Here is a 26,235-nt window from a genome sequence, read left to right on the forward strand (position 1 = left end):
ACGCGGTGAACCCCGACCGCGGGATGAACGAGAACACGAACGCGGCAAGGCTCGCGAGGAACCCGACACCCGCGACCAGCCCCATGGCCGGGACGCGGTAGGTCCGGAAGAGCACACCCCAGGGCGCGCTCCGCGGTCAGACCTCCCGCAGCAGACGGCTGATCTCGGTCGCGAGCGCGGACCGATCCGGAAGACCACCGGTGCGCTGACGAACCCTCCCGGTACCGTCGAGCACGAGAACCGTGGGTGTCTGCATCACTTCGAACCGACGAGTCATGTCCGGGCGATGCGTGAGGTCCACGTCGACGTGGCGGACGCCGTCATGCTCCGCGGCGAGCGACGAGAGAACGCGTCGCGCCGCGGGGCACCGAGAGCACAGCTCGGTACTGAACTGCAGCAGGGTCGCGGACCGGCCGAATGCGGGCGTGCCGACCATCGCGGGAGTCAGTACGTCGCCGTCCGCGACGTCGCGCGTACGACCGCGGAAGTGCCGGGAGATCACGCCGATCGCCGCGACGAACGCGACGAGCACGACGGTGAGGATGACGGCGGGAAGCGGCTGCACGATCGCCACCGTAGACCGCCGGCGACAGCGGCGGGGAAGTGTGTCATCGCGTGACGACTCCCCCGCCGTCATCAGCGAGCGGTGGTGAAGCTGACCACCTTCGGCGCCCGCACCACGGCGCGGGCGATCTCACGACCGTTGAGCGCGCGGACGATCTTGTCGTCGCTGCGGGCGAGCGATTCGAGCTCGTCGGAGGAGATCTTCGCCGACACGCTGAGCGTGCCGCGGACCTTCCCGTCGATCTGGACGACCGCGGTGACGGACTCCTCGACGAGAAGGGTCGGGTCGGGCTGACGCCAGACGGTAAGGCCCACGAACGGCCGGTGGCCCAGCGTCTCCCACATCTCCTCGGCGGTGTGCGGGGCGAACAGGTCGAGGATGACGGCGATCGCTTCCGCTGCCTCGCGAACCGCCGGGTCGCCGGCGCCGGCGCCGCTGTCGATGACCTTGCGGGTGGCGTTCACGAGCTCCATGAGTCGAGCGACGACGACGTTGAACTTCGTCTGCTCGACGAGCCCCGGAGCGTCGGCCCAGAGGCGGTGGGTGACGCGACGGAGCGCGGCATCCCCCTCGGCCCAGACGACGTCGATCTCGCTGTCGACGTCCGCAGCCACGCGCAGCGCACGGGCGAGGAACTTCGCCGCTCCCGTCGTCGAGACGTCTGCCCAGTCCTTGTCGTCTTCGACGGGTCCGGCGAAGGCCAGTGCCACACGCAGGACGTCGGCGCCGTGCTGCTCGAGCTCCTCCTGGAAGAGCACGAGGTTGCCCTTGCTCTTCGACATCTTCGCGCCGTCGAGGATGACCATGCCCTGGTTGATGAGGCTCGAGAACGGCTCGGTGAACTCCACCTGCCCCATGTCGAAGAGAGCCTTGGTGATGAACCGTGCGTAGAGCAGGTGCAGGATCGCGTGCTCGACCCCGCCGATGTAGAAGTCGACCGGGCCCCACTTGTCGGCCTCGCGAGGCGCGAAGGGCTGGCCTGCGTCGTTCGGCGACAGGAAGCGCAGGAAGTACCACGAGCTGTCGACGAAGGTGTCCATCGTGTCGGGGTCGCGAAGGGCCGGCTCCCCCGTCTCGGGATCGGTCGTGGTGACCCAATCGGTCGCCGCCCCGAGCGGCGAGGAGCCCTTCGGCGTGAGGTCGAGCCCCTCCACGGACGGGAGGCGGACCGGAAGCTCCTCGGAGGGCACCGGGACGATACGGCCGTCGTCGGTGTGGATCATCGGGATCGGCGTTCCCCAGAAGCGCTGACGCGAGATCAGCCAGTCCCGCAAGCGGTAGGTCTTGGCTGCGCGCCCGTTTCCGCTCGCGGTCAGCTGCTCGATGGCACGGGCGATGGCGTTGCGCTTGCTGAGCCCGTCCAGCGCACCCGAGTTGATCATCCGGCCGTCGCCCGTGAGTGCAACACCCGTGCGGGCGGGGTCGATGTCGTCGATCGCGGGCGTCGGGTCGATCGGCACGCCCTCGTCGTCGAGCTCGATGACCGGCATCGCCCCGGTCACCGGCGCGGTGGTGTCGACGACGACGCGCACCGGCAGGTCGAATGCGCGTGCGAAGTCGAGGTCGCGCTGGTCATGCGCCGGAACAGCCATCACCGCACCGTGGCCGTAGTCGGCCAGGACGTAGTCCGCCGCCCAGATCGGCAGTCGCTCGCCATTGATGGGGTTGATCGCGAAACGGTCGAGGAAGACGCCGGTCTTCGGTCGATCGGCGGTCTGACGGTCGATCTCGCTCGTCTTCTGGACCGTCTGCAGGTACTCACGGAAACGCTGCTGCACCTCCTCGGACGACCCCGCCGCCAGCTCGGCGGCAAGGTCGGAGTCGGGCGCGACGACCATGAAAGTCGCACCGTGCAGCGTGTCCGGTCGGGTCGAGAAGACCGTGATCTTCTCGTCACGGCCCTCGATCTCGAAGTCGATGTCGGCGCCGACCGACCGGCCGATCCAGTTGCGCTGCATCTGGATGACCTTCTGCGGCCAGAAGCCCTCGAGCTGATTCAGATCGTCGAGCAGGCGGTCGGCGTACTCGGTGATCTTGAAGTACCACTGCGTGAGCTTCTTCTTGACCACCTCGGCGCCGCAGCGCTCGCAATGCCCGTCGACGACCTGCTCGTTGGCGAGCACCGTCTGGTCGTTCGGGCACCAGTTGACCGGACTCTCCTTGCGGTAAGCCAGCCCCTTCTCGTACAGCTTCTGGAACAGCCACTGGTTCCAGGTGTAGTACTCGGGGTCGCTCGTATGGAGCACGCGGCTCCAGTCGAACGAGACGCCGTACTCGTGCAGGCTCTGCTTCTGCTGGGCGATGTTGTCGTACGTCCATGCGCGGGGGTCGGCACCGCGCTTGATGGCGGCGTTCTCAGCGGGCAGGCCGAAGCTGTCCCAGCCGATCGGGTGCAGCACGTTGTAACCGCGGTGCCGCCAGAAGCGGGCCACGATGTCGGAGTAGAGGTAGTTCTCGGCGTGCCCCATGTGAAGGTCGCCCGAGGGGTACGGGAACATCGCGAGGACGTACTTGCGGGGACGCTTGTCGTCATCGCCGCCGGCCCGGAAGGGATCGGCGTCTGCCCAGGCGCGCTGCCACTTCGCCTGCACGGCGTGGGCGTCGTAAGCGGCGGAATCGGGCGTGTTGGCGCGATCAGTGGAGCTGTCGGTCACGGGTGAACCAATCTGGGAATGCGAAAAGGGCGCGAGAGCACCGCTCCCAGGCTACCGGACCCGTTCCCGCCACCGGGGCGGCAGGTCCGCTCCGAGCGCGGCCAGCGGCGCCCGCGCCTTCAACGCGACCTCGTCGACCTCGGCTTCCGGCTCGGATCCCCACGTGATGCCCCCGCCCGCGCCGACGTAGGCCTGCTCGCCGTTCACGACGATTGATCGGATGATCATCGCGAGATCGGCGTCGCCGTCGCGGCCGACCCAGCCGAAACAGCCCGCGTACGTCCCCCGCGGAGCGCCCTCGAGGTCGTGCAGGATCGTCATCGCCGAGAGCTTCGGTGCACCCGTCATGCTGCCGGCCGGAAACGCGGCGGCGAGCACTTCCGACAGCCGCGTACCGGGCCGGATCGATCCCGACACGCTGCTGACGAGCTGGTGCACCGCGGGGTAGGTCTCGACCTCCAGCAGACGCTCGACCACGACGGAACCCGGCGCACTGACGCGCTGGAGGTCGTTGCGCATGAGATCGACGATCATGACGTTCTCCGCGCGTTCCTTCGGGCTCGTCACGAGGTCCCGCACCAACTGATCATCGGATGCCGCGTCATCGCCGCGCCGCCGCGTGCCCTTGATCGGACTGGTCAGCACGGTTCCGCCGGTGAGCCCGAGGAAGCGCTCGGGGCTCGCGCTGATCAGCGCCCGCTCCCCCGATCGGATCAGCCCGCCGTGATGCGACGACGACGCGGCACGAAGCCTCCGAAACACCGCGAGCGCGTCGAACGGGTGATCATCGCGAACGGTGAAACGCGTCGTGAGGCACAGCTGGTACGCGTCACCCCGGCGGATCGCGTTCCGGCAGTCCCCGACGAGCGCGGCGTACTGGTCAGGGTCGACGCGGGCCTGAGCGACGAGATCACCGGTCGACGCGTCCACCCGCGCGCGGGCGGACGCGTCTGTGCGCCAGGTGTCGACCTGCGCCGCGAAGTCGTCGACGGCGTCGGCCGGCGCCGCCGCCCATACCCGCCGCGCGGCGTGGTCGAACGCGACGAACCTCTCCACTCGGAGCCAAAGAGCCTCGGGTTCCGCGGCATCCCGCTTCGCCGGCGCGCCTGCTCGGGATGCCGCCGCGTCGTACCCCGCCCAGCCGACCCAGCCGCCGACGAAGGGGCCCGTGCGTGCCTCGCGGCCGATCCTCTGCCGGGAGGATCCGTCGACGACCGGGTCCGGCGGATCGGTGGGCTCGCCCGAGCCGATCCAGCTCCAGCCCGAGGCGGCGTCGACGCCGGCGTCGAGCCAGAAGACATGCCCGCCGGGCACCTCGCCGATGAGGTTCGCGGGATCGGTCCAGCCGTCGAGGCAGCGGAAGCTCGTCGTCTCGGGCACGATCACAGGTTATGTCTTAGGTCACGCCCCTAGGCTCGGAGCGTGAACGAGATCCTCGACTGGATTCTGAACACCGTGCAGAGCATCGACCCGGTGTTGCGCACGGTCGTGGCGGGTATCGCGATCATGCTCGAGACCAGTGTGCTCATCGGGCTCGTGGTGCCGGGGGACACCGTGGTGATCGTGGCCGCGACCGCGGTCGGGAGCGTCGGCGAAGGCTTCATCCTGGGTGCTGCGGTCGTCGCCGGCTCGCTCGCGGGAGAGTCGATCGGGTTCGCGCTCGGGCGCTGGCTCGGCCCTCGCATCCGCTTCTCTCGTCTCGGGCGCCGCATCGGCGAGGACAACTGGGTGCGTTCGGAGCTCTATCTGAGACGCCGCGGCGGCCCCGCGATCTTCCTCTCGCGATTCCTGCCCGTCCTGCATTCGCTCGTGCCTTTGACGGTCGGCATGAGCGGCTTCTCGTATCGGCGCTTCATCGCGTGGACGGCGCCGGCCTGCGTGATCTGGACCTCTCTCTACGTCGGAGTGGTCGCGGCCGCGGCGAAGACCTATCGCGAGGTCTCCGACAACATCCAGTACGCGGGATACCTCTTCGTCGGCGTCATCGTGGTCTTCCTGCTCCTCGCCTACCTCGTGAAGCGACTGATCAGCCGCCGCGAGGCACGTCATCTGCGGCTCGAAGAGGAGAAGATCCGACGCGCGGACGGGGACGTGAAAGACTGAGGTGATGGCTTCCTCACCCGCACCACGGAAGAAGATCCTGTGGTTGGCGCGCCTCGAGCGCCGCTTCCACTCGTGGCGCGAACGACGCGCCCGCGCGCGCGGTCAACGACCGACCGTCGCCGCGTACCCCGGCTATGGCGGCGACGGCTGGGTCCGTGTCCTCGGACGCGTGCTGATCGCACCGAAGAAGCGCCCCGCGAAGGGTGGCGAGTACGCCTCGGTCCGTGGGTGGCGCAGCTTCGCGTCGGTCCCGGTGGCGTTCGCGCAGGTGAGGGTCACCGTCGCGGGCACGACGCATGAGATCGTGGCCGATCGCGGTGGCGTCATCGACGTCGAGCTGCCCGGAGCCCTCGAGCCGGGCTGGCAGACGATTTCGATGACCGTCGAAGGCAGCGAGGTCATCGAGACCCGCGTCTTCGTGATCTCCGGCGACACCGACTTCGGAATCATCTCCGACATCGACGACACGGTCATGGTGACCGCTCTGCCGCGTCCCTTCGTGGCGGCATGGAACTCGTTCGTCCTCGACGAGCACGCGCGCCAACCGGTGCCCGGGATGGCCGTCATGCTCGAGCGGCTGACGCGCGACCGTCCGGGCAGCCCGGTGATCTATCTGTCGACCGGCGCGTGGAACGTCGCGCCGACCGTCATCCGATTCCTGCGACGCCATGTCTTCCCCTCGGGACCGATGCTGCTCACCGACTGGGGGCCGACCCACGACCGCTGGTTCCGCAGCGGACGCGATCACAAGGCCGAGAACCTGCGCCGCCTCGCGAAGGAGTTCCCGAATGTCCGCTGGCTCCTGGTCGGCGACGACGGCCAGCACGACGACGCCCTCTACACGGCGTTCGCCAGTGAGTACCCCGATCGGGTGCGTGCTGTTGCGATCCGTCGACTGTCACCGGCGGAGGCGGTTCTCGCCGGTGGCCGCACCGCGGTGAACGATCACTCCGCGGCGCAGGTGCCGTGGGTCTCCGGCTCGGACGGAGCGGCGCTGCTCGATCGGCTCGCCGATGTCGGCGTGATCGCGCGCGACTGAGGTCGGCATCGCCCGGATGTCGCACGGGCGCCCTACGCTGAAGACATGTGCGGTCGTTTCGTCGTAGCCCGCGTCGGTTCCGAGCTCGCGAGCGTTCTGCACGCCGAAGTCGTCCCCGACGATCTGCCCTCTCCGTCGTTCAACATCGCGCCGACAGCGCAGGCGACGATCGTGCTCGACTCGGTCAAGACCGAGCCTCCGACGCGTCGCCTCGCCTCCGCCCGCTGGGGCCTCGTGCCCGGCTGGGCCAAAGATCCGTCGGTCGGATCGCGGGCGTTCAACGCCCGGTCCGAAGAAGCGGCGGAGAAGCCGACGTTCCGCGATGCGCTGGTCTCGCGCCGGGCCGTCATCCCGGCATCGGGCTATTACGAGTGGCGAGATCACGGCGGTGCGAAGACGCCTTACTTCGTCCGGCCCGAGAACGGTGAGCCGCTCTTCCTCGCTGGGCTCTACGAATGGTGGAAAGACCCGTCGCGCCCCGTCGACGACCCGGGCCGGTGGCTGCTGAGCTTCACCATCCTGACGCGCTCAGCGGTCGGCGGTCTGGCCGAGATTCACGACCGCATGCCGCTGATGATCGACGCCGAGTACGCCGATGTCTGGCTCGATCCCACCACCGAGTACCCAGCCGACCTGCTCGACGCGGTGTCCGAGGCGGCTCCGGCCGTCGTCGACACGCTCACCTGGTTCGCCGTCGGCTCCGCTGTGGGAAACGTGCGCAATGACGATCCATCGCTCATCGAGCCGGCGTGACGCGGTTTCCCAGCGCACCGGTGTCTATCCTCGAGAGGTGACGCTCCGCCTCTCCGCCCCCGTGCAGTTGGCGCCTGAGACATGGCATCAGCTCGCCGACGAGCACGCGGAGCGCGCTGATGCGCTCACGGAGGCGCACCGGCGGCGCGCTTCGCGCGCTGAGAAGCACCCGGTCGAGGACTTCCTGTTCACGTATTACTCCTACAAGCCGGCCATTCTCCGGCGCTGGCATCCAGGCCCCGGTGTCGTCCTGAACGGCGGCGCGGACCAGCGCGGCGGCTGGCGCTGGTATGAGATCGTCGGCGGCCGCAACGTGCGTGTCGCAGACGAGCAGTTCCGCCAGGAGCGCGCATCACTGTACCGCGGTGTGACGGGACTCCTCCGCGCAACGCGCGACCGCGCGGGGGTCTTCGGCTGCTTCGGCCTCCATGAGTGGGCGATGGTCTACCGGACCGATGCCACGCGCCACGAGATCCCGCTCCGGCTGGGCGCGGCGGGAACGGATGCCGTCGTCGAGGCCCACGACCTGCGCTGCACGCACTTCGACGCGTTCCGGTTCTTCACGCCCGAGGCCGTGCCGCTCAATCGCGAACCGCTCGACCGAGAAGGGGCCGTCGCACGCGAGCAGCCGGGTTGCCTGCACGCCGGCATGGACGTCTACAAATGGATGCTGAAGCTCGGGCCCCTCGTTCCCGGACATCTGCTCCTGGACGCCTTCGTTCTGGCTCGCGACATCCGCGAACTCGATATGCGCGCCTCGCCCTACGATCTGCGTGACTGGGGCTACTCCCCCGTTGCGATCGAGACCGCCGAGGGCAAGGCCGAATATGTGCGCCAGCAGCGGCTGCTGAGCGCCCGCGGTCAAGCGTTGCGCGCCGCGGTGCTCGACGTGGTCGACGCCGCAGCGGCCGTCTGAGCATTCGAGTCACGCCGGGCGTGTCACCCGAGCCGCAGCACTCCGCGACTCGGGCGACACCACCGCCGTAAAAACACGAAATCCCCGCCGAAGCGGGGACTTGGTGGACCTGAGGGGACTCGAACCCCTGACCCCCTGCATGCCATGCAGGTGCGCTACCAGCTGCGCCACAGGCCCGTGGTTTCCGCTCTCGCGGCAACTCATTTAGCTTACAACATCTCCAGGGGTGCTCGTGACCACGGCGGCCTCGATCGGGATGACCGGGCAGTCCTTCCACAGGCGCTCGAGCCCGTAGTAGACGCGCTCCTGCTCGTGGAACACGTGAACGACGAGGTCGCCGAAGTCGAGCAGCACCCAGCGCGACTCGGTGCGGCCCTCCCGGCGCAGACGCTTGTGGCCGGCCTCGAGCATGCTCTCCTCGACCGCATCGGCGATCGCGGCGACATTGCGCTCACTGTTCCCACTGACGAGCAGGAACGCATCGACGAGCGGGAGGGGCTGCGACACGTCGAGGGCGACGAGGTCTTCGCCGCCCTTCGACTCTGCGGCCGTCGCGGCGACGGCGACCATGTCGATGACTGCTTGTGAACTCATCCGAAGACTCCTGTGAAAAGCGAGACGAGCAGAACGCCCGCCAGGGCGAGGGCGAGGGCCCCCGCGGTGATGGCGAGGGCGACCGTCCAGCGGCTGCCCTTCTCCGGCGCCGGCGGACGAATGACGTCCTCGGCGCTCTTGATGGTCGAGATGGCCGCGCTCGCGGCGATGGGTGTTGGCGAGGACGACGCCGGCAGCTCGCCATCCACGAGAACCGCATCGACCTCCTTGCCGTCCGCAACGCCCGGGACGACACCGGTCGAACCGAAGTTCTCGGGCAGAGTGAACGTCCCGGTGATCAGAACCTCGCCGGTCGCGGTCACGGGTGCGACCAGCGGGCCGCCGTCGGGGTTCTCGGCGAGGATCAGTGCGTTCGGCGTCGTGAACGCGCCCGTCGCCGCGGCACTGCGCGACAGCAGCTGATCGAACGATGCGGGCACGTCGCTGGCGGCGGACTCCCCCGCGAGCAGATCGGCGCCGAGGTCGTTCGAGACGACGTGGCGCTCGGGCTCCGCTTCGCCCGCGGTCTCGTCGATCGCGCGCTCGTCGTCAGCGACAACATCTTCCTCGGCGATTTCGTGCGCGGCGATGTCGTGCTCGGCGCCGGTCTCTTCGGGGACGGCCTCCTCCGCCTCGACAGCCTCGGAACCCGCTGCCTCAGACTCAGACTCGGTCTCGACCACAGCGTCAGTGACGTCCGGGGAGGCGGCTTCCGTTTCGGCATCCGCACCATCGGCCGCCTCGGCCTCACCGTCAGCGCGGGGGGCGTCGAGCTCGGCGCCGTCCTGGGCATCCTCGTCGGCGGCATCCGATTCGACTGTCCGAGCCGCGTCATCGGCCGCGCGTGGACCGGACACGTCGGAGTCATCGGATTCGGCCGCCACGGTCGGGTGCTCGCCGGTCGCTGTCACGACAGGGATGGATGCCGTGCGGATCTTCTCCTGCAGGCGAGCCTGGCGGCGGGTCAGCGCGGGCGAGCCGAGATCGACAGACGTCTGCGGGACGGGTGCCGGGGGAACCTCGACCGGCTCCGCAGCACGCGGCAGCGGCGCTGGGGCGGGCGTCGGCTCCGCTCCGGTCGCCGACGCGTCGTCGGTGGCGTCAGGGTCGACGATGATCGGATTGGAAGCCGTGTTGCGCAGCTCACGCAGTTGTCGGCGCGTCAGCTGCGGAGTCGGTGGCTGTTGCTCGTTGTCGCTCATGCCTTGCTCCGATAGAGATGATGCTTCGCAATGTATTGGACGACCCCGTCTGGAACGAGGTACCACACCGGATGTCCGCGTCCGACTCGTGCCCGGCAGTCGGTCGACGAAATGGCCAGCGCGGGGATCTCGAGCAGGCTCACGTCATCGCTGGGCAGTCCGGCACTGGAAAGCGTGTGGCCGGGACGCGAGACGGCGACGAAATGCGCGAGCTCCCACAGTTCATCATGGTTCCTCCAGCTGAGAATCTGCGCGATGGCGTCAGCTCCGGTGATGAAGAAGAAGTCGGCGTCGGGACGTTGTGCCTTCAGATCGCGCAGTGTGTCGATCGTGTACGTCGGACCGTCGCGGTCGATGTCGACGCGACTCACCGTGAACATCGGGTTCGAGGCCGTCGCGATGACCGTCATGAGGTACCGATGCTCCCCCGGCGACACGAACGACTTCTGCCACGGCGTTCCCGTCGGCACGAAGATGACTTCGTCCAGATCGAACGACTGCGCGACCTCGCTCGCGGCCACCAGGTGCCCATGATGAATCGGGTCGAACGTGCCGCCCATCACGCCGATACGCGGCGCACGCGTTCCCGTCATCGGTGCGGCCTCAGTGGTGGCCGTTCTCCGACTGCGTCAGTTGCTTGCCGTGAGCGGCGGCGTAGGCCTCGGCCTTGCCGTCGTGGCGGTTGGCGACGTTGCGGTACGACAGCGTCACGAGACCGAGAGCGAGGAAGATGACCAGGGCGATGACGCCGAAGATCATCGTCTCCGCCTGCACATTGCCGTGGTGCTCGGTCTGCTCGGCGGCGAATGCGGTGATCGTGGCGAGGGTCATCGTGGCTCCGTTCGTTTCGCGCGGCGGCGCGTATCAAGTTTAGGTGGTCAGGCGCGCGTCTGCCCGGCGCCGCGCGCGAGCCACTTCGTGCTGGTCAGCTCAGGAAGTCCCATCGGGCCGCGGGCATGCAGCTTCTGAGTCGAGATGCCGACCTCGGCACCGAAGCCGAACTCGCCCCCGTCGGTGAACCGCGTCGACGCGTTCGCCATGACGACAGCGGCGTCCACTTCAGCGAGGAAGCGCTCGGCATTCGCATCGTCGGCGGTCACGATGGCCTCGGTGTGCATCGTCGAGTAGCGACGGATATGGTCGAGAGCCTCGTCGAGATCGTCGACCACGCGCATGGCGAGGTCGAGGCTCATGTGCTCGGTCGCCCAGTCGTCGTCCGTTGCGGGAACGGCGGCGGGCACGAGGCGGCGCACGTCATCGTCGCCGTGGATCGTGACTCCTGCGCCGATGAGCGCCGCGGACACGGGCGGAACCAGGCGGTCGGCCGCCGACCGCACGACGAGCACGGTCTCGACCGCATTGCAGACGCTCGGCCGCTGCGCTTTCGCGTTCACGACGATCTCGCGCGCCCACTCGAGCGGAGCGGACTCGTCGAGGACGATGTGGACGACCCCGGCTCCGGTCTCGATGACCGGCACCGTCGACTCGGTAACGACGGTCTCGATGAGCTGGGCACTGCCGCGAGGAACCAGGACGTCGACGAGGCCCCGGGCCCGCATGAGCGCCCGCGCGCCGTCGCGGCCGAAGTCATCGACGGTCTGGATGCTGTCGAGGTCGACCCCGGCTCGCTGCAGCGCACCCCGCATCGCCTCGATCAGCGCGGCGTTGGTCGACTGCGCTGCGGAGCCGCCGCGCAGGACGACGGCGTTTCCTGAGCGCAGCGCGAGCGCCGTGATGTCCACCGTGACGTTCGGCCGGGCTTCGTAGATCGAGGCGACGACGCCGAAGGGCACGGACACCTTCTGGAGTCGCACGCCGCCCGGCAGCTCGCGCTCATCGAGCACACGCCCGACAGGATCCGGGAGGCGTGCCACATCGCGCACAGCACGCGCGAGGGACGCGACGCGTGCCTCGTCGAGCATGAGGCGGTCGCGCAGACCGGCAGAGATCCCGTCCGCCTCGCCGCGCTCCAGGTCATCGCGGTTCGCCGTGACGATGCGGGCGGTGTCGGCGATCAACGCGTCGGCGATGCCGTCGAGGAGCAGGGTCTTGGCGGCATCGTCCAGAAGGCCGATCGAGCGGCTCGCCCGTTTCGCGGCGCCCAGGCGCCCGGCGACGTCGGATGCGACGGCTGTGGTCATCACGCCAGTCTAGCGACGGCGGCCTCAGCCCTGACCGACGCCGATCGCCCCGGTACCGGTGATCAGCGCGGGCGCGGGATTCGCCTCGAACCACGTGCCGACATCCGCACCCGCGAGGGCTTCGCTGGCGAGGTCGATGCTCGTCACGAGCGCCGCGACCCCGCCCTCGGCGGCCAGCCGCGCGGCCGAAGCCTTCGTTGCGGCACCGCCGGTGCCGACGCTGTTGACCACCGTCGCGCCGAATTCGTACCCGCTGAGGTCGTCATCGAAGGAGACGGTCTCGATGGGGCGCGCGCCCGGCTCGCTCGGCGGCCGGGTGTAGAGGCAGGCGATATCGCTGAGCAGCACGAGGGCGTCCGCCCCGACGAGGCGCGAGACGAGAGCCGCGAGCCGGTCGTTGTCACCGAAACGGATCTCGTGTGTCGCGACGGTGTCGTTCTCGTTGACGATGGGAAGGATGCGGAGCCCCAGCAACCGCTCCATCGCGCGGCGTGCGTTCGATCGGTGCGTCGGGTCGTCGAAGTCCCCCGCGGTCAGCAGCACCTGGCCCGCGACGATGCCGTACTGTCGCAGGGCGTCCAGGTAGCGATAGACCAGGACGTTCTGCCCGACGGCCGCTGCTGCCTGCTGGGTGGCGAGGTCGGTGGGGCGCTCGTCGAGACGAAGGTACGGCATGCCGGTCGCGATCGCGCCCGACGAGACGAGCACGACCTCGGTGCCGCGGGCGTGCGCCTCTGCCAGCGCGTCGACGAGGGAGTCGATCTTGCCCGCGTTGTCCCCGCTGATCGAGGAGGAGCCGACCTTCACGACCACGCGTCGGGCACCGTTGAGCTCCCGGCGCGCGAGCAGGCTCACGCGTCGTCCTCTGCGACACCTCGCGACTTCTCAGCGCGGCGCTCTGCCTCGAGTTCCGCCCGAGCCTCAGCCTTGGCATCCATCCGCTCGCGGTACCGCTCGCGACGCTCATTCGACGTCCGGCGCGGATTGAGGTCGAGACGCGGATCGGTGCCGCGCGGAGCGGTCATGAGCTCAGCGGCCGACGACAGCGACGGATGCCAGTCGAAGACGATGCCGTCGCCCTCGCCGATCACGACCGTCGAGCCCGGGGTCGCACCGAGCCGGAACAGCTCGTCCTCGATGCCGAGCTTGTCGAGACGATCGGCGAGGAAGCCCACCGCTTCCTCGTTCTGGAAGTCGGTCTGCTGCACCCAGCGCACCGGCTTGGCGCCGAGGATGCGGTAGACGTTGCCGTAGGTGCCGCCTTCGACGCGGATAGTGAAGTCGCGTTCGGCGCCCTTGGGGCGGATGACGATCCGTTCTGCGGGAACCTCGGCAGCGGCGGCGACACGGTGCTCGGCGACGAGCTCGGCCATGGCGAACGAGAGCTCGCGCAGACCCTGACGGCTCACGGTCGAGATCTCGAACACGCGGTAGCCGCGGGCTTCGAGGTCGGGACGCACGAGGTCAGCGAGATCGCGAGCCTCGGGGACGTCGGTCTTGTTGAGAGCGATGAGCTGCGGGCGCTCCAGCAGCGGCACCTGACCCTCGGGAACCGGATACGCGCCGAGCTCGGCGAGGATGACGTCGAGGTCGGTGAGGGGATCGCGTCCCGGCTCCAGCGTCGCGCAATCGAGCACGTGCACCAGGGCCGAGCAGCGCTCCACATGGCGCAGGAACTCGAGACCGAGTCCGCGTCCCTCGCTCGCGCCCTCGATGAGGCCCGGCACGTCTGCGATCGTGTAGCGGATGTCGCCGGCCTGGACGACGCCGAGGTTGGGATGCAGCGTCGTGAACGGGTAATCTGCGATTTTCGGGCGGGCGGCGGACATCGCCGCAATGAGGCTCGACTTGCCCGCGGAGGGGAACCCGACCAGTGCGATGTCGGCGACCGTCTTCAGCTCGAGCTGGACATCGCCTTCCCAGCCCGGGGTTCCCAGCAGCGCGAAGCCGGGAGCCTTTCGCTTGGGAGACGCCAGTGCCGCGTTGCCGAGGCCGCCCTGTCCACCCGGAGCCACGACGAAACGCATGCCCGGGGTCACCATGTCGACGAGTGTCTCGCCCTCGGGAGACTTGACGACCGTGCCGACAGGGACGGGGAGCTCGAGGTGCTCCCCCGCCGCGCCCGAGCGGTTGTCGCCCATGCCGAAGCCGCCGTTGCCGCCCGACCGGTGGGGCGAGTGGTGATACGACAGAAGCGTCGTCACCTGGGGATCAGCGACGAGGACGACGTCGCCGCCGTCACCGCCGTTGCCTCCATCGGGGCCGGCGAGCGGCTTGAACTTCTCGCGGCGCACCGACACGCAGCCGTTGCCGCCCTTGCCGGCACGCAGATGCAGCGTGACCCGGTCGACGAACGTCACCATGCGGTGCCTCCTGGAAAACAGGGCGAGGGGCGAGCCGAAGCCCGCCCCTCGCCGCGAAGTGGTCTGGTCCGAATTACTCGGCAGCCGCCACGATGTTGACGACCTTGCGGCCACCCTTCGTGCCGAACTCGACGGCACCGGCCGCGAGTGCGAACAGGGTGTCGTCGCCGCCACGGCCGACGTTGGCGCCGGGGTGGAAGTGGGTACCGCGCTGGCGAACGAGGATCTCGCCGGCGTTGACGGCCTGGCCGCCGAAGCGCTTCACGCCGAGGCGCTGTGCGTTGGAGTCACGACCGTTACGGGTGGAGCTTGCGCCCTTTTTGTGTGCCATCTCTGCGTCTCCCTGGCTTACTTGATGCCGGTGATCTTGACGCGCGTGAGGTCCTGACGGTGGCCCTGGCGCTTCTTGTAGCCGGTCTTGTTCTTGAACTTCTGGATCACGATCTTCGGGCCGCGCTCCTCACCGAGAACCTCGGCGGTGACCGTGACCTTCGCGAGCTTGTCAGCGTCGGTGGTCACGGCGTCGCCGTCGACGAGGAGAACGGCGGGAAGCTCGAGCTTGTCACCGATCTGAGCCGCCTGACGATCGAGGACGACGATCGTGCCGACCTCGACCTTCTCCTGACGGCCGCCGGCGCGCACAACTGCGTAAACCACTTCACACCTGTTTCTTCTGTGGAGCGCACGGCTCCGATTGTCTTTGCGAGACTGGAAAGTCTTGGTGCGCGTGCCCCAGAGGATCCTGTGGCTGAGCCGCAATCGTGACGGGACGTCGACGGACTCGCTGCACCAAGGGTCCACTTTACCGGATGCCGGGAGATCCGGCAAAAGGACGGCCGGGTGTGTCGCTTCGGAGCCGCCGAGCGAGGCGCTCCCTAGGATCGGAGGATGGTGATCCTCATCGACGATCCGCGCTGGCCGGCCCACGGCCGCCTGTGGTCGCACCTGGTCAGCGACACGGACCTCGATGAGCTCCATGCCTTCGCGCGACGCCATGATCTGCCCGCGCGGGCATTCGACCTCGACCACTACGACGTCCCCGATTCGGCATTCGAGCGCCTCATCGCCGGCGGCGCCCAGCACGTCTCTGGCCACGAGCTCGTACGCCGGCTCATCGCCTCCGGGCTGAGGGTCACAGCGCGCGAACGCCGCGGGATCTGAAGCGATCCCGCGGCGTTCGTCTCGACGATGGGCGTCAGTCGTCCGAAGCCGGCGCAGCCGACACCGGGGTGCCGCTGAGAGCGGCCGTGGTCACGCGACGACGTCCTCGTCCCTGACCGGGCGCCTTGGGCTCGGGAAGCGCGTTGAGGACCGAGTCGAGGAGAAGATCCTTCTCGGTCCGCGGCGCCTTGGGCTCGGCCTTCTTGCGACGGGGCTTCTTCGGGCGCTCGACGGGCGCAGGCTCGGCCTCGACGGGAGCCGCGATGATCTCGGCATCCTCATCGGCCGCGGTCGCCTGGATCGTCGAGGCAGCGATCTGCGCCAGGGCCGACTTCGCGCCCTCGGTGATGACGTGGGTGCCACCGTTCGCGGGAGCCGGTGCCGCGTTGCCGGAGCCGCGACCGCGCCGCGCCGAGCCGTTGCCGTTGCCGCCCTGAGCTCCGCCACCGCGGTGCTTGACGACCGGGTCGTGGTGAACGATGACCCCGCGGCCAGCACATACGTCGCACGCCTCGCTGAATGTCTCCAGCAACCCGAGGCCCAGCTTCTTGCGCGTCATCTGGACGAGACCGAGAGAGGTGACCTCCGCGACCTGATGCTTGGTGCGGTCGCGGCTCAGGCATTCGATGAGGCGCCGCAGGACGAGATCGCGGTTCGATTCGAGCACCATGTCGATGAAGTCGACGACGATGATGCCGCCGATGTCGCGCAGACGAAGCTGGCGGACGATCTCTTCCGCAGCCTCGAGGTTGTTCTTGGTGACGGTCTCTTCGAGGTTGCCCCCGGAACCGACGAACTTGCCGGTGTTGACATCGACCACGGTCATCGCTTCGGTGCGGTCGATCACGAGCGAACCTCCGGAAGGCAGCCACACCTTGCGGTCGAGGGCCTTCTCGATCTGTTCGGTCACGCGGAACGCGTCGAACGGGTCCTGCTCGTCCTCGTACTTCTCGACGCGCTCCAGGAGATCGGGAGCGACGCCGGTGAGGTAGGAGGTGATCGTCGAGTACGCCTCGTCACCCTGGATGAGCATTCGCGAGAAGTCCTCGTTGAAGACGTCGCGCACGATCTTCACCAGCAGATCGGGCTCGGAGTGCAGGAGGGCCGGCGCCTGGATCTTCTCGAGCTGCGAGCTGATGTGCTCCCACTGCGAGGTGAGGCGCTGAACGTCGCGCGTCAGCTGATCCTCGGTCGCGCCCTCGGCGGCGGTGCGCACGATCACACCCGAGGACTCCGGGAGCACCTCTTTGAGGATGCGCTTGAGACGCGCCCGCTCGGTGTCGGGCAGCTTGCGAGAGATGCCGTTCATCGCACCGCCGGGGACGTACACGAGGTAGCGGCCGGGCAACGAGATCTGGCTGGTGAGGCGCGCGCCCTTGTGGCCGACGGGGTCCTTCGTGACCTGCACGAGGACGCGGTCGCCCGACTTCAAGGCGAGCTCGATGCGACGGGGCTGGTTGCCCGTCTCGACGGCATCCCAGTCGACCTCGCCCGAGTACAGCACGGCGTTGCGGCCACGCCCGATGTCGACGAACGCGGCTTCCATGCTCGGCAGGACGTTCTGCACGCGGCCGAGGTAGACGTTGCCGATGAGGGAAGCGTCCTGGTTGCGCGCGACGTAGTGCTCGACGAGCACGTTGTCCTCGAGCACGGCGATCTGGATGCGGCCGCTCTTCGAGCGCACGACCATGACGCGGTCGACCGCTTCGCGTCGCGCGAGGAACTCCGCCTCGGTGACGACGGTGCGTCGACGACCGGCTTCCCGCCCGTCGCGGCGACGCTGCTTCTTCGCCTCCAGGCGAGTGGAGCCCTTGATGCGCTGGGGCTCGGTGATCAGCTCGACGGCGCGCTGGCGCGGAGCGGGCTCATTGCCCTCGTCGCCGTTCGACCCGCCGCGGCGACGGCCACGGCGGCGCGAGCTGCTCGAGCTCGACGAGGATCCGTTGTCGTCGTCATCGGTGTCGTCCGGCAGCGCGGGAAGAGGCGCGATCTCGGGCGCGTAGAAGTGCAGCGCGGTGGACACCGCCGATACGAACTCCGCCGGCAACAGGCCGAGCGAGACCGCGGTGGGCGGGCCGGAAGCGGCCGGCTCGTTCGTGGGCGCCGATTCCTCAGCGGTGGCCGGCTCCTCAGCTTCTTCGGCGGGCGCCGGCTCGCCGGTGGGGACGACGGGTTCCTCCGAGGGCGCGGCCTCCTCGACGGGCGGGGACTCGGGCGCGGGTGCGGCAGACGTCCCCTCGGTGCCGGTCTCCGCGGTCATTCCGGAACCGGGTTCCGGCACGGCATCCTCGGCGGCGCGCCCGCTGTCGATGTGCTCCTCGGTGGCGTCGATCGACGTCACCGCGTCAGCGAGCTCGGCTGCGGCGGGGTCTACCGCGTTCGCGGGCTCATCGGGGGTCGGGCTGTCGTTGCGATCATCGGCCATCACTGGCGTACTCCTCTTCGGGCGGCACCGCGCGCCACCCGGTACATCTCTGGCGGCGTCGCTCCCGGAAGGACGAGCCGCGAACTCACTCGGTGTGCAGCCGGCTCTCGGCGCGGCCTGCGTGGGCAGCCATTGCCCGAAGTCTCTCGTGATGTCCTGTCGCAGCGCGGCTGCAGACGAGCATCGGCATCCATTATCGCACTACGCGCGTCGCTTCGTGGGACACGGGGCCGATGCTCGCGGCGGGGTCATCGATGCCGATGGGATAATCGCGGTCATGTCCGCACCCCGTAGCCACGCCCGCCCTGTCGCACTCGCCGTCTGGCTGATGATCGCGGGCGTCATCGGGTGGATCGCAGCGTTCGCGCTGACGACAGAGCGGCTCCACCTGCTCGAGGACGCCACGGCCACGGCATCATGCGACTTCAACCTCGTCGTGCAGTGCGGGGCGAACCTGACCTCTGCCCAGGGTTCGGTCTTCGGCTTCCCCAACCCGCTGCTGGGGCTCACCGGCTGGGTCGCGCCGATCGTCGTGGGCGCCGCGATCCTCGCGGGCGCACGCTTCGCCCGGTGGTTCTGGCTGCTGTTCTGGGCGGGCATGGCGTTCGCGTTCGGCTTCGTGGTGTGGCTGATCTCGCAGAGCATCTTCGTTCTCGGAACGCTCTGCCCCTGGTGCATGGTCACCTGGTTCGTGACCATCCCGAGCTTCTACGCCGTCACCCTGCACCTGCTCAGGTCGGGTGTCGTGCCGCTGCCGCGTCGAGGCCGAGCGATCGCCGCCACCCTGACCGGCTGGGTGCCGCTCCTCGCCGTGCTCAGCTACGTCGCCATCGCCGTGATCGCACAGGTCCGGCTCGACTGGATCGGCTTCCTCTGAGACGACGACGCCCGCCGCTCGACGTCGTGACGTCGAGCGGCGGGCGTGATGTCGCGGATGCGGTCAGCCGAACCAGATCTCGAGCTCGCGCGCGGCGGACTCGGGGCTGTCGGAGCCGTGGACGAGGTTCTGCTGAACGGCCAGGCCCCAGTCGCGTCCGAAGTCGCCCCGGATCGTACCGGGTGCGGCCGTCGTGGGGTCGGTGGTTCCGGCGAGCGAGCGGAAGCCCTCGATGACGCGATTGCCGGCCAAGCGGATGGCGACCGAGGGGCCGCTCTGCATGAACTCGAGCAGCGGTTCGTAGAACGGCTTGCCGGCGTGCTCCTCGTAATGCTTCTCGAGCACCTCCCGGTCGGGTTCGACGAGCCGGATGTCGACGAGCGCGTAGCCCTTCGCCTCGATGCGGGCGAGGATCGCGCCGGTGAGGCCGCGGGCCACACCGTCGGGCTTGACGAGGACGAGGGTCTCTTCGGTGGGCATGTCAGTCTCCGTTCGATTCGTCGGCTGCGAGGGCGGCGTTCCGCCGGTCGAGAGCAGCCCCCTTGATGGTCGCATACGCGTACATGCCGCCGAAAACCAGCGCGACGATCCCGAGCGCCGGCACGAGGAACACCCCGAGCGCCAGGACCACCTGCAGCAGCCAGCCCAGGAGGATGCCCCATCGGTGCCGCAGCAGCCCTGAGGTGACGATCATCGTCACGGCGAGGACCGCCCCGGCGACCACTCCCCACCAGTCGGCGACGCCCTCCGGCAGCGCACCGAGTCCGTAGACGGTCAGTCCGCCGAGGAAGACCACGATGGATTCGAAACCGAGGACGACCGATCCGAGCGACTCCGCGGCACCGCGACGTCGGCGCTCGCGAGGCCGTCTCACGCCTGCCATCCCGACTTCCAGTCCTCTGCGGCGGCGAGGGCGATCGCTTCGCCCGCGAGTACGACCGAACCGGCGATGATCACCGCGCGCCGTTCCGCAGCCGCGGCCCACTCGCGCGCAGCCTCGGCCGCTTCGACGAGGTCGCGGTGCTCGGTGACCCCGAGTCCGCGCTCCTCGGCAAGATCGGCGACGAGGGTCGGCTCCGACGCGCGCTCCGAGTCCGGTGAGGTCGCGAACACGTGCGCGGCGACCGGTGCCAGGGCCTCGACGATCCCCGCGGCGTCCTTGTCTCCCAGAACACCGAGCACGACGCCCCACTCGTCGAAGTCGAACGACTCGCGCAGCGCCGCCGCGAGTGCCGCTGCCCCGTGGGGATTATGTGCACTGTCGACGAGCACGGTCGGGCTGATCCCGAGCAGCTGCAGACGACCCGGGGAGGTGACAGCGCCCAGTCCGTCCGCGACGACCTCCGCGTGGAGTGCCTGGTCCTCGGCGCCGATGAGAGCTTCGACCGCGGCGACCGCGAGGGCGGCGTTCTCGGCTTGGTGAGAGCCGTAAAGCGGCAGGTAGAGCTCGGGGTACTCCCCCGCGCGCCCCCGAACACTGATCTGCTGTCCGCCGACGGCGAGGCTGTGCGCGGTCAGACCGAACTCCTCGCCGGCGAACCCGACGGTGGCGGCCGCCTCCGCGGCGCGCGCTCGGATCTGCTCGGCCGCCTCGGGTGTTTGCACGGCCGAGACGACCGCCGCGCCGGGCTTGATGATGCCCGCTTTGACCGCGGCGATCTCGGCGATGGTCTCGCCGAGGCGGTCGGCGTGGTCGAGCGCGACGGGGCCGATGACGGCGACGTCCCCGTCGGCGGTGTTGGTCGAGTCCCACGATCCGCCCATGCCCACCTCGATGACCGCAACATCGACGGGCGCGTCGGAGAACGCGACGAAGGCGAGGACGGTGAGCAGCTCGAAGAACGTCAGAGGAGCGTCACCCGCCGCATCCAGCTCAGCGTCCACGAGGTCGACGAAGGGAGCGATCTCGTCCCATGCGTCGGCGACCGCGGCGTCGGCGATCGGCTCGCCGTCGATCAGGATGCGCTCGGTGAAGCGCTCGAGGTGCGGGCTGGTGAAGAGCCCGGTGCGCAGCCCGTGCGCGCGGACGAGGCTCTCGATCATCCGGCTCGTCGACGTCTTGCCGTTCGTTCCCGTCACGTGCACGACGCGGTAGGTGCGCTGCGGGTCGTCCAGCAGTTCGAGAACGCGTCGTGTCCGCTCGACGCGGGGCTGCACCCACTGCTCCCCCTGACGCTGCAGCAGCGCCGTGTATACGGCGTCGGCGCGGGCCTGATCGGTCATGCGGTCTCTCCTGTCAGCCGGGTGACGCTCACGGCGAGGTCTCCCCTGTTGGCGTAGGTCTTGGCGGCGACCACGGCCTCGAAGTCGGGCTCGGTCGCGGCGACGGACTCCGCAGACTCGGCAACGGTCGAGGTGCGTGAGCGCACCACCCATTCGCGCGCCAGCGTCTCGCCCGCCACATCGGCGGCGTCGAACGCCGATGCGACAGCAGCGGCGTCCTCGTCGGAATCGAACGTCAGCATCAGCCGGATGCGGTCGCTGACTTCGAACCCGGCAGCCTTCCGGGTGTCCTGCACCGCGCGGATCACGTCGCGCGCCAGGCCCTCGGCCTCGAGCTCCGGGGTCGTGGTGGTGTCGAGCAGGACGAACCCGCCGCCCGACAGCAGTGCGATCGCGGTGCCTTCCGCCACCCCTCCCGCTTCGAGGGTCAGGTCGTACTCGCCGGGCTCGAGCACGACACCGTCGACGGTCACGACACCGTCCTGCTCGCTCCACAGGCCCGCCCGGGCACCCGCGATGACGTGCTGCACCTGCTTGCCCAGTCGTGGACCGGCCGCGCGCGCATTGACCGAGAGACGCTGGCTGATGCCATACGAGGCCGCGAGGTCGTCCGAAAGCTCGGCCACAGCGACATCCTTCACGTTGAGCTCGTCGCGGAGGATGTCGGCGAACTGCTCCAGCGACGCCGCGTCACTCATCGCAACCGTGAGCTGAGGCAGCGGCAGGCGCACGCGCTTGCCCTCCTTCTTGCGCAGAGCGTTGGCCACCGATGAGACCTCGCGGACGGCGTCCATAGCCGAACGGATGTCGGCTGCGGGCGCGAACTCGTCCGCGTCCGGCCAGTCCTCCAGGTGAACGCTCCGTCCGCCGGTGAGGCCCTGCCAGACGCGCTCGCTCACGAGGGGCAGAAGCGGCGCCGCGACCCGGGTCAGCGTCTCGAGCACCGTGTAGAGGGTGTCGAACGCCTCCGTCGAGGAATCGTCGCCGGGCACGACGCCCACCCAGAAGCGATCACGGGAGCGGCGGATGTACCAGTTCGTGAGCGCTTCGGCGAAGTCGCGCAGCTTGGCGGCGGCCATCGTGGAGTCGAGGGCCTCCAGGTCGGCTGCGACATCGCGCACCAGGTCGCCGGTCAGCGCCAGGATGTAGCGGTCGAGCACGTTCGTGGAGTCGGTCCGCCGCCGCGCCTCGTACCCGGCCCCGCCCTCACCGCCGGCCGCGTTGGCATAGGTGGCGAAGAAGTACCAGGTGTTCCACAGCGGAAGCAGGAACTCCCGGACGCCCGCCCGGATGCCCTCTTCGGTGACGACGAGGTTGCCGCCGCGGAGCACCGACGAGCCCATCAGGAACCACCGCATCGCGTCGGAACCGTCGCGATCGAATACCTCGGACACGTCCGGGTAGTTCCGCAGCGACTTCGACATCTTCTGACCGTCGCTGCCCAGCACGATGCCGTGGCAGGCGACGCCCGAGAACGCCGGCCGGTCGAACAGCGCACCCGAGAGCACGTGCATGACGTAGAACCAGCCGCGGGTCTGTCCGATGTACTCCACGATGAAGTCGGCCGGCGCGTGCTCGTCGAACCACTCCCGGTTCTCGAAGGGGTAGTGCACCTGCGCGTACGGCATCGACCCGGAGTCGAACCATACGTCGAAGACGTCCTCGATGCGGCGCATCGTCGAGCGGCCCGTGGGGTCGTCGGGGTTCGGACGCGTGAGGTCATCGATGAACGGCCGGTGCAGGTCGACCTCGCCCGCCTCGTTGCGCGGTAGGCGACCGAAGTCGCGTTCGATGTCGGCGAGCGAGCCGTACACGTCGGTTCGCGGGTACTCGGGGTCGTCGCTCTTCCAGACCGGGATCGGCGAGCCCCAGAAGCGGTTGCGGCTGATGGACCAGTCGCGCGCGCCCTCGAGCCACTTGCCGAACTGCCCGTGCTTGACGTTCTCGGGTGCCCACGTGATCTGCTCGTTCAGTTCGAGCAGGCGGTCCTTGATCGCCGTGACCCGCACGAACCAGCTCGACACCGCCTTGTAGATGAGCGGATTGCGGCAGCGCCAGCAGTGCGGGTAGGAGTGCTCGTAGCTCGCCTCGCGAAGGAGACGGCCCTCGGCCTTCAGGAGGCGGATGAGCGGGCGGTTGGCGTCCATCCACAACTCCCCCGCGACGTCGCTGACCTGCGGGAGGAAGCGCCCGCCGTCGTCGAGGCTCATGATGAGCGGGATGCCGGCTGCGCCGGTCACGCGCTGGTCGTCCTCACCGTAGGCCGGGGCCTGGTGGACGATGCCGGTGCCGTCGGTGGTGGTGACGTAGTCGTCGACGAGCACCCGCCACGCGGAACTCGTTCCCCAGGTGTCGGTGTCCGCGTAGTAGTCGAAGAGCCGGTCGTACTGCACGTCCGAGAGCTCGCTGCCGAGAACGGTCCGCTCGATCGCGGCGCGCGCCTCGTCGACGTCGCCGTACCCGAGGTCCTTCGCGTAGCCCGCGAGGAGGTCTTCGGCGAGGAGGTAGCGGTGGGCGTCGGCCTCGACACGGTCCTCATGAACGTCGGCGGCGCCGGCCGGCCCGCCGGGCAGCACGACATAGCGGATGTCGGGGCCGACGGCGAGAGCGAGGTTCGTGGGCAGCGTCCACGGGGTCGTCGTCCACGCGAGAGCGCGCACACCGGTGAGGCCGAGGGACTCGGCCTTCGCCCCGACGAGCGGGAAGGTGACGGTCACCGACGGATCCTGACGCATCTTGTAGACGTCGTCGTCCATGCGCAGCTCGTGGTTCGACAGGGGCGTCTCGTCGCGCCAGCAGTAGGGCAGCACGCGATGCCCCTCGTAGGCGAGGTCCTTGTCCCACAGCTCCTTGAACGCCCAGAGCACCGACTCCATGAAGCCCGTGTCGAGCGTCTTGTACCCGCGTTCGAAGTCGACCCACCGCGCCTGCCGGGTGACGTAGTCCTCCCACTCGCGCGTGTACTCGAGGACGGATGAGCGCGCCTTGTCGTTGAAGGCGGCGATGCCCATCGCCTCGATCTCGCTCTTCTCGGTGATCCCGAGCTGCTTCATCGCTTCGAGCTCAGCCGGGAGGCCGTGGGTGTCCCAGCCGAAGACGCGGTCGACCTTCTTACCGCGCATGGTCTGGAAGCGAGGGAAGACATCCTTCGCGTACCCGGTGAGCAGATGGCCGTAATGCGGGAGCCCGTTCGCGAACGGAGGGCCGTCGTAGAAGACCCACTCGGGCGCCCCCTCGCGCCGCGCGATGGAGCTGCGGAAGGTGTCGTCGCGCTCCCAGAACGCCAGCACGTCGCGCTCGACGTCGGGGAAGCGGGGGCTCGGAACGACGCTGTCGGCGGCGGGGCCGAAAGCAGAGGACTTCGGATAGGTCATGGCTTCTCTCGCAGGGTCGGACTTCCTGCGAGGACGATCGTGCGACCGCGGTACCACCCCGCTTGCCCCGGAGGGCCACTCTCCCAGCGGCTGTGACGGGCCTGCCCCGCTCGGTTCTACTGGGCGGGTGACCGCCGTTCTTCCGAGAGCTCCCCGGTGATGGCCGGATCGGTGCTGATGAGCCCATCATACCGTCGGCATACGCTGAACGTATGGCCCGCCCTCGTACCCGTCCCACGCCCCCTCGGGTGAGCGAACCCGACCTGCCGCGTCACCTCGAGCCCGGTGTCCTCACTAGACACGGCGATCTCGTCGAGACGTCGATCGCACTCAACGGCGGCGCGGTCGACGGCGCCCACGCACGGCTGAGCGAGAGCGTCGTCGAGGCCGGGTCCCCCGACCGGCTCGATCTCACGGGCGCGGTGCTCGCCGACGTGGCCATCCGCGACCTCGCGACGGCCGAGTTCCGCTCGGGCGACGGCAGCTGGCGCACCGTGACCCTCAGCGGTGGGCGGATCGGCACCCTCGACGCCCAGCGTGCCCGCTGGGACGGCGTCATCCTCCGCGGCATCCGGATCGACTACCTCTCGGTGCCCGCCGCGACGTTGCGCGATGTGCTCATCGTCGACTGCCGCATCGGAACGCTCGATGCCCCGGGCGCGATGCTCGAGCGGGTCCGTTTCGTCGACACGACGGTCGACGAGTTCGACTCCCGTGCGCTCTCGAGCACGGATCTCGACCTCCGCGGCCTGGAAGCACTCGCCTTCACGGACATCCGGGCGCTGACCGGCGCCACTGCATCGCGTCGGCAGATCGAAGCGCATGCCCCCGCGTTCGCCGCTGCGCTCGGATGGGACGTGCGCGATGAGGCGTCCGCCGAGGAGCCGAGCCGATGATCGCCCGCACCGAACGTCTGGTCCTCCGGCTGATGACCGAGGACGATCTGGACCCGCTCCGCGAGATACTGACCGACCCCATCGCGATGACCGCCTACGAGGGGGCGTTCGACGACGACGAGAGCGCGCGGTGGCTCGCGCGCAATCTTCGTCGCTACGAGGAGGACGGGTTCGGCCTCTGGGCCGTCGACCTCCCTGGGGCCGGCATGATCGGGCAGTGCGGCATCACGCGGCAGTTCGTCGGCGACGAAGAGGTGCTCGAGGTCGGCTACCTCTTCCAGCGGGCGCACTGGCACCGCGGTTACGCGACCGAGGCCGCCGCCGCCGCGCGAGACTGGGGATTCCGCGAGCTCGGTGCTCCGGCCATCTGGGCCAAGGTCCGCGACACCAACATCGCATCCATGAACGTCGCCATCCGCCTCGGCATGACCGTTCGCCGCCGGTTCATGGTGCACTACCGAGGCGTGGACATGCCCCACCTCGGATTCGCCGTCGATCGCTGACGGCGCCTCGTCAGGACGCCGACCAGGCCTCGCCGCGTACCTCGGCGAGCGGCGATTCCCGCAACAGGCGCGAGATCGGGCAGCGATCGTGCGCTGCAGCGGCGAGTTCCGCCGCCTCGGAGGCATCCAGCCCCTCGCCGGAGATGAAAGCCGTAACGAGGAACTCGTACCCCGTGCGCCCCTCGGCGTCGCGCAGCTCGACCTCGACCCGCGCCTTCGTGCGGTGGCGGCCCGCCACGATCGCCTGCGCCGTCGCGTTCAGGCACGTCGACCAGGCCAGCGCGAGGAGCTGCTCGGGATTGCTCGCGGCGGTGTCATGGCCCGGCTGCAATGGATTCGACACGGCGACCTCCAGGCCGTCCGGAACGCGGCTGACCCCCGTGCCGCCGTCGTCGTTGAAAGCAGAGGTGCGGTACCGGGTGACCATGGTTCGACTATAGTTGAAC

26 protein-coding genes and 1 tRNA gene are annotated in these 26,235 nt (G+C 69.1%); 8 read left to right on the plus strand and 19 right to left on the minus strand.

Going from position 1 to position 26,235, the window contains the following annotated elements:
- Positions 1-136: 136 nt before the first annotated feature.
- The 3 genes from ABIC53_RS05030 to ABIC53_RS05040 all read right to left on the minus strand — a co-directional run bounded on the left by ABIC53_RS05030 (position 137) and on the right by ABIC53_RS05040 (position 4,599).
- The gene (locus tag ABIC53_RS05030) at positions 137-565 is read right to left on the minus strand and encodes a TlpA family protein disulfide reductase (protein WP_274177874.1); all 429 of its coding nucleotides are present in this window, start codon (positions 563-565) and stop codon (positions 137-139) included.
- 71 nt (positions 566-636) lie between these two features.
- Positions 637-3,219, minus strand: a complete 2,583-nt coding sequence (gene leuS / locus ABIC53_RS05035; RefSeq protein WP_354450628.1) for a leucine--tRNA ligase — start codon at positions 3,217-3,219, stop codon at positions 637-639.
- 51 nt (positions 3,220-3,270) lie between these two features.
- Positions 3,271-4,599, minus strand: a complete 1,329-nt coding sequence (locus ABIC53_RS05040) for an anthranilate synthase component I family protein (RefSeq protein ID WP_354450630.1) — start codon at positions 4,597-4,599, stop codon at positions 3,271-3,273.
- A gap of 42 nt (positions 4,600-4,641) precedes the next feature.
- On the opposite strand from ABIC53_RS05040, the gene ABIC53_RS05045 reads away from it, so the two are divergent.
- The 4 genes from ABIC53_RS05045 to ABIC53_RS05060 are packed head-to-tail and all read left to right on the plus strand — an operon-like array spanning position 4,642 to position 8,030.
- Positions 4,642-5,322, plus strand: a complete 681-nt coding sequence (locus ABIC53_RS05045) for a DedA family protein (protein WP_274177872.1) — start codon at positions 4,642-4,644, stop codon at positions 5,320-5,322.
- Positions 5,323-5,326: 4 nt separating this feature from the next.
- Positions 5,327-6,361: an App1 family protein phosphatidate phosphatase gene (locus ABIC53_RS05050; protein ID WP_354450631.1), complete on the plus strand. Its 1,035-nt coding sequence runs from the start codon at positions 5,327-5,329 to the stop codon at positions 6,359-6,361.
- Between the two features lie 45 nt (positions 6,362-6,406).
- Entirely contained in the window at positions 6,407-7,114 is a 708-nt protein-coding gene (locus ABIC53_RS05055; protein ID WP_354450632.1) for an SOS response-associated peptidase, read from the plus strand.
- 37 nt (positions 7,115-7,151) lie between these two features.
- Positions 7,152-8,030, plus strand: a complete 879-nt coding sequence (locus ABIC53_RS05060) for a 3-methyladenine DNA glycosylase (RefSeq protein WP_502915512.1) — start codon at positions 7,152-7,154, stop codon at positions 8,028-8,030.
- A gap of 101 nt (positions 8,031-8,131) precedes the next feature.
- On the opposite strand, the gene ABIC53_RS05065 is transcribed toward ABIC53_RS05060, so the two are convergent.
- The 10 genes from ABIC53_RS05065 to rplU all read right to left on the minus strand — a co-directional run bounded on the left by ABIC53_RS05065 (position 8,132) and on the right by rplU (position 14,987).
- Positions 8,132-8,207, minus strand: a tRNA-Ala gene (locus ABIC53_RS05065).
- 27 nt (positions 8,208-8,234) lie between these two features.
- A complete protein-coding gene (gene rsfS / locus ABIC53_RS05070; RefSeq protein WP_112614722.1) occupies positions 8,235-8,624 on the minus strand; it encodes a ribosome silencing factor in 390 nt (129 codons plus the stop codon).
- Positions 8,621-9,826 (minus strand): hypothetical protein, encoded by a 1,206-nt coding sequence (locus ABIC53_RS05075; protein WP_354450634.1) that lies wholly within the window; start codon positions 9,824-9,826, stop codon positions 8,621-8,623. Before ABIC53_RS05075 ends, rsfS begins: the two co-directional genes overlap by 4 nt.
- On the minus strand, positions 9,823-10,419 hold the full coding sequence (gene nadD, locus ABIC53_RS05080; protein ID WP_094261568.1) for a nicotinate-nucleotide adenylyltransferase: 597 nt from the start codon (positions 10,417-10,419) through the stop codon (positions 9,823-9,825). Before nadD ends, ABIC53_RS05075 begins: the two co-directional genes overlap by 4 nt.
- Positions 10,420-10,429: 10 nt before the next feature.
- A complete protein-coding gene (locus tag ABIC53_RS05085; protein ID WP_112614718.1) occupies positions 10,430-10,657 on the minus strand; it encodes a hypothetical protein in 228 nt (75 codons plus the stop codon).
- 47 nt (positions 10,658-10,704) lie between these two features.
- A complete protein-coding gene (locus ABIC53_RS05090) occupies positions 10,705-11,967 on the minus strand; it encodes a glutamate-5-semialdehyde dehydrogenase (RefSeq protein WP_282500962.1) in 1,263 nt (420 codons plus the stop codon).
- Positions 11,968-11,991: 24 nt separating this feature from the next.
- Positions 11,992-12,822 carry a glutamate 5-kinase gene (proB, locus tag ABIC53_RS05095; RefSeq protein ID WP_112614714.1) on the minus strand — a complete coding sequence of 277 codons (831 nt, stop codon included), beginning with the start codon at positions 12,820-12,822 and terminating at the stop codon, positions 11,992-11,994.
- Positions 12,819-14,330, minus strand: a complete 1,512-nt coding sequence (gene obgE / locus ABIC53_RS05100) for a GTPase ObgE (protein WP_274177868.1) — start codon at positions 14,328-14,330, stop codon at positions 12,819-12,821. The genes proB and obgE overlap by 4 nt, the downstream gene beginning before the upstream one ends.
- A 73-nt stretch (positions 14,331-14,403) precedes the next feature.
- Positions 14,404-14,661, minus strand: coding sequence for a 50S ribosomal protein L27 (rpmA, locus tag ABIC53_RS05105; RefSeq protein ID WP_023950785.1), 258 nt, complete (start codon positions 14,659-14,661; stop codon positions 14,404-14,406).
- 17 nt (positions 14,662-14,678) lie between these two features.
- Positions 14,679-14,987, minus strand: coding sequence for a 50S ribosomal protein L21 (gene rplU / locus ABIC53_RS05110; RefSeq protein WP_023950787.1), 309 nt, complete (start codon positions 14,985-14,987; stop codon positions 14,679-14,681).
- Between the two features lie 231 nt (positions 14,988-15,218).
- Between rplU and ABIC53_RS05115 the strand changes: the two genes are divergently transcribed.
- Positions 15,219-15,491 (plus strand): DUF4031 domain-containing protein, encoded by a 273-nt coding sequence (locus ABIC53_RS05115; protein ID WP_323987667.1) that lies wholly within the window; start codon positions 15,219-15,221, stop codon positions 15,489-15,491.
- Between the two features lie 34 nt (positions 15,492-15,525).
- Here ABIC53_RS05115 and ABIC53_RS05120 read toward each other — a convergent pair whose 3' ends face one another.
- Positions 15,526-17,916, minus strand: a complete 2,391-nt coding sequence (locus ABIC53_RS05120) for an Rne/Rng family ribonuclease (protein ID WP_354452171.1) — start codon at positions 17,914-17,916, stop codon at positions 15,526-15,528.
- A 277-nt stretch (positions 17,917-18,193) separates the two neighbouring features.
- Between ABIC53_RS05120 and ABIC53_RS05125 the strand changes: the two genes are divergently transcribed.
- Positions 18,194-18,793, plus strand: coding sequence for a vitamin K epoxide reductase family protein (locus ABIC53_RS05125; RefSeq protein ID WP_274177867.1), 600 nt, complete (start codon positions 18,194-18,196; stop codon positions 18,791-18,793).
- A 63-nt stretch (positions 18,794-18,856) separates the two neighbouring features.
- On the opposite strand, the gene ndk is transcribed toward ABIC53_RS05125, so the two are convergent.
- From ndk to ileS, 4 genes are read right to left on the minus strand one after another with little or no spacing between them, the layout of a single operon-like run.
- Positions 18,857-19,273 carry a nucleoside-diphosphate kinase gene (gene ndk, locus ABIC53_RS05130; RefSeq protein WP_114589474.1) on the minus strand — a complete coding sequence of 139 codons (417 nt, stop codon included), beginning with the start codon at positions 19,271-19,273 and terminating at the stop codon, positions 18,857-18,859.
- Position 19,274: 1 nt separating this feature from the next.
- Positions 19,275-19,676, minus strand: a complete 402-nt coding sequence (locus tag ABIC53_RS05135) for a DUF4233 domain-containing protein (RefSeq protein WP_274177866.1) — start codon at positions 19,674-19,676, stop codon at positions 19,275-19,277.
- Positions 19,664-21,016 carry a bifunctional folylpolyglutamate synthase/dihydrofolate synthase gene (locus ABIC53_RS05140; RefSeq protein ID WP_274177865.1) on the minus strand — a complete coding sequence of 451 codons (1,353 nt, stop codon included), beginning with the start codon at positions 21,014-21,016 and terminating at the stop codon, positions 19,664-19,666. Before ABIC53_RS05140 ends, ABIC53_RS05135 begins: the two co-directional genes overlap by 13 nt.
- Entirely contained in the window at positions 21,013-24,390 is a 3,378-nt protein-coding gene (gene ileS, locus ABIC53_RS05145) for an isoleucine--tRNA ligase (RefSeq protein ID WP_354450640.1), read from the minus strand. Before ileS ends, ABIC53_RS05140 begins: the two co-directional genes overlap by 4 nt.
- A 248-nt stretch (positions 24,391-24,638) precedes the next feature.
- Between ileS and ABIC53_RS05150 the strand changes: the two genes are divergently transcribed.
- A complete protein-coding gene (locus tag ABIC53_RS05150; protein WP_274177863.1) occupies positions 24,639-25,286 on the plus strand; it encodes a hypothetical protein in 648 nt (215 codons plus the stop codon).
- Complete coding sequence (locus tag ABIC53_RS05155; protein ID WP_269266241.1) at positions 25,283-25,789, plus strand: GNAT family N-acetyltransferase; 507 nt, start codon at positions 25,283-25,285, stop codon at positions 25,787-25,789. The genes ABIC53_RS05150 and ABIC53_RS05155 overlap by 4 nt, the downstream gene beginning before the upstream one ends.
- Before the next feature lie 10 nt (positions 25,790-25,799).
- Here the strand turns inward: ABIC53_RS05155 and ABIC53_RS05160 are convergent, their stop codons facing one another.
- Complete coding sequence (locus tag ABIC53_RS05160) at positions 25,800-26,216, minus strand: OsmC family protein (protein WP_274177861.1); 417 nt, start codon at positions 26,214-26,216, stop codon at positions 25,800-25,802.
- Positions 26,217-26,235: the final 19 nt, after the last annotated feature.

This window comes from Microbacterium sp. 1262, from assembly GCF_040544895.1.
Lineage (GTDB): Bacteria > Actinomycetota > Actinomycetes > Actinomycetales > Microbacteriaceae > Microbacterium > Microbacterium plantarum.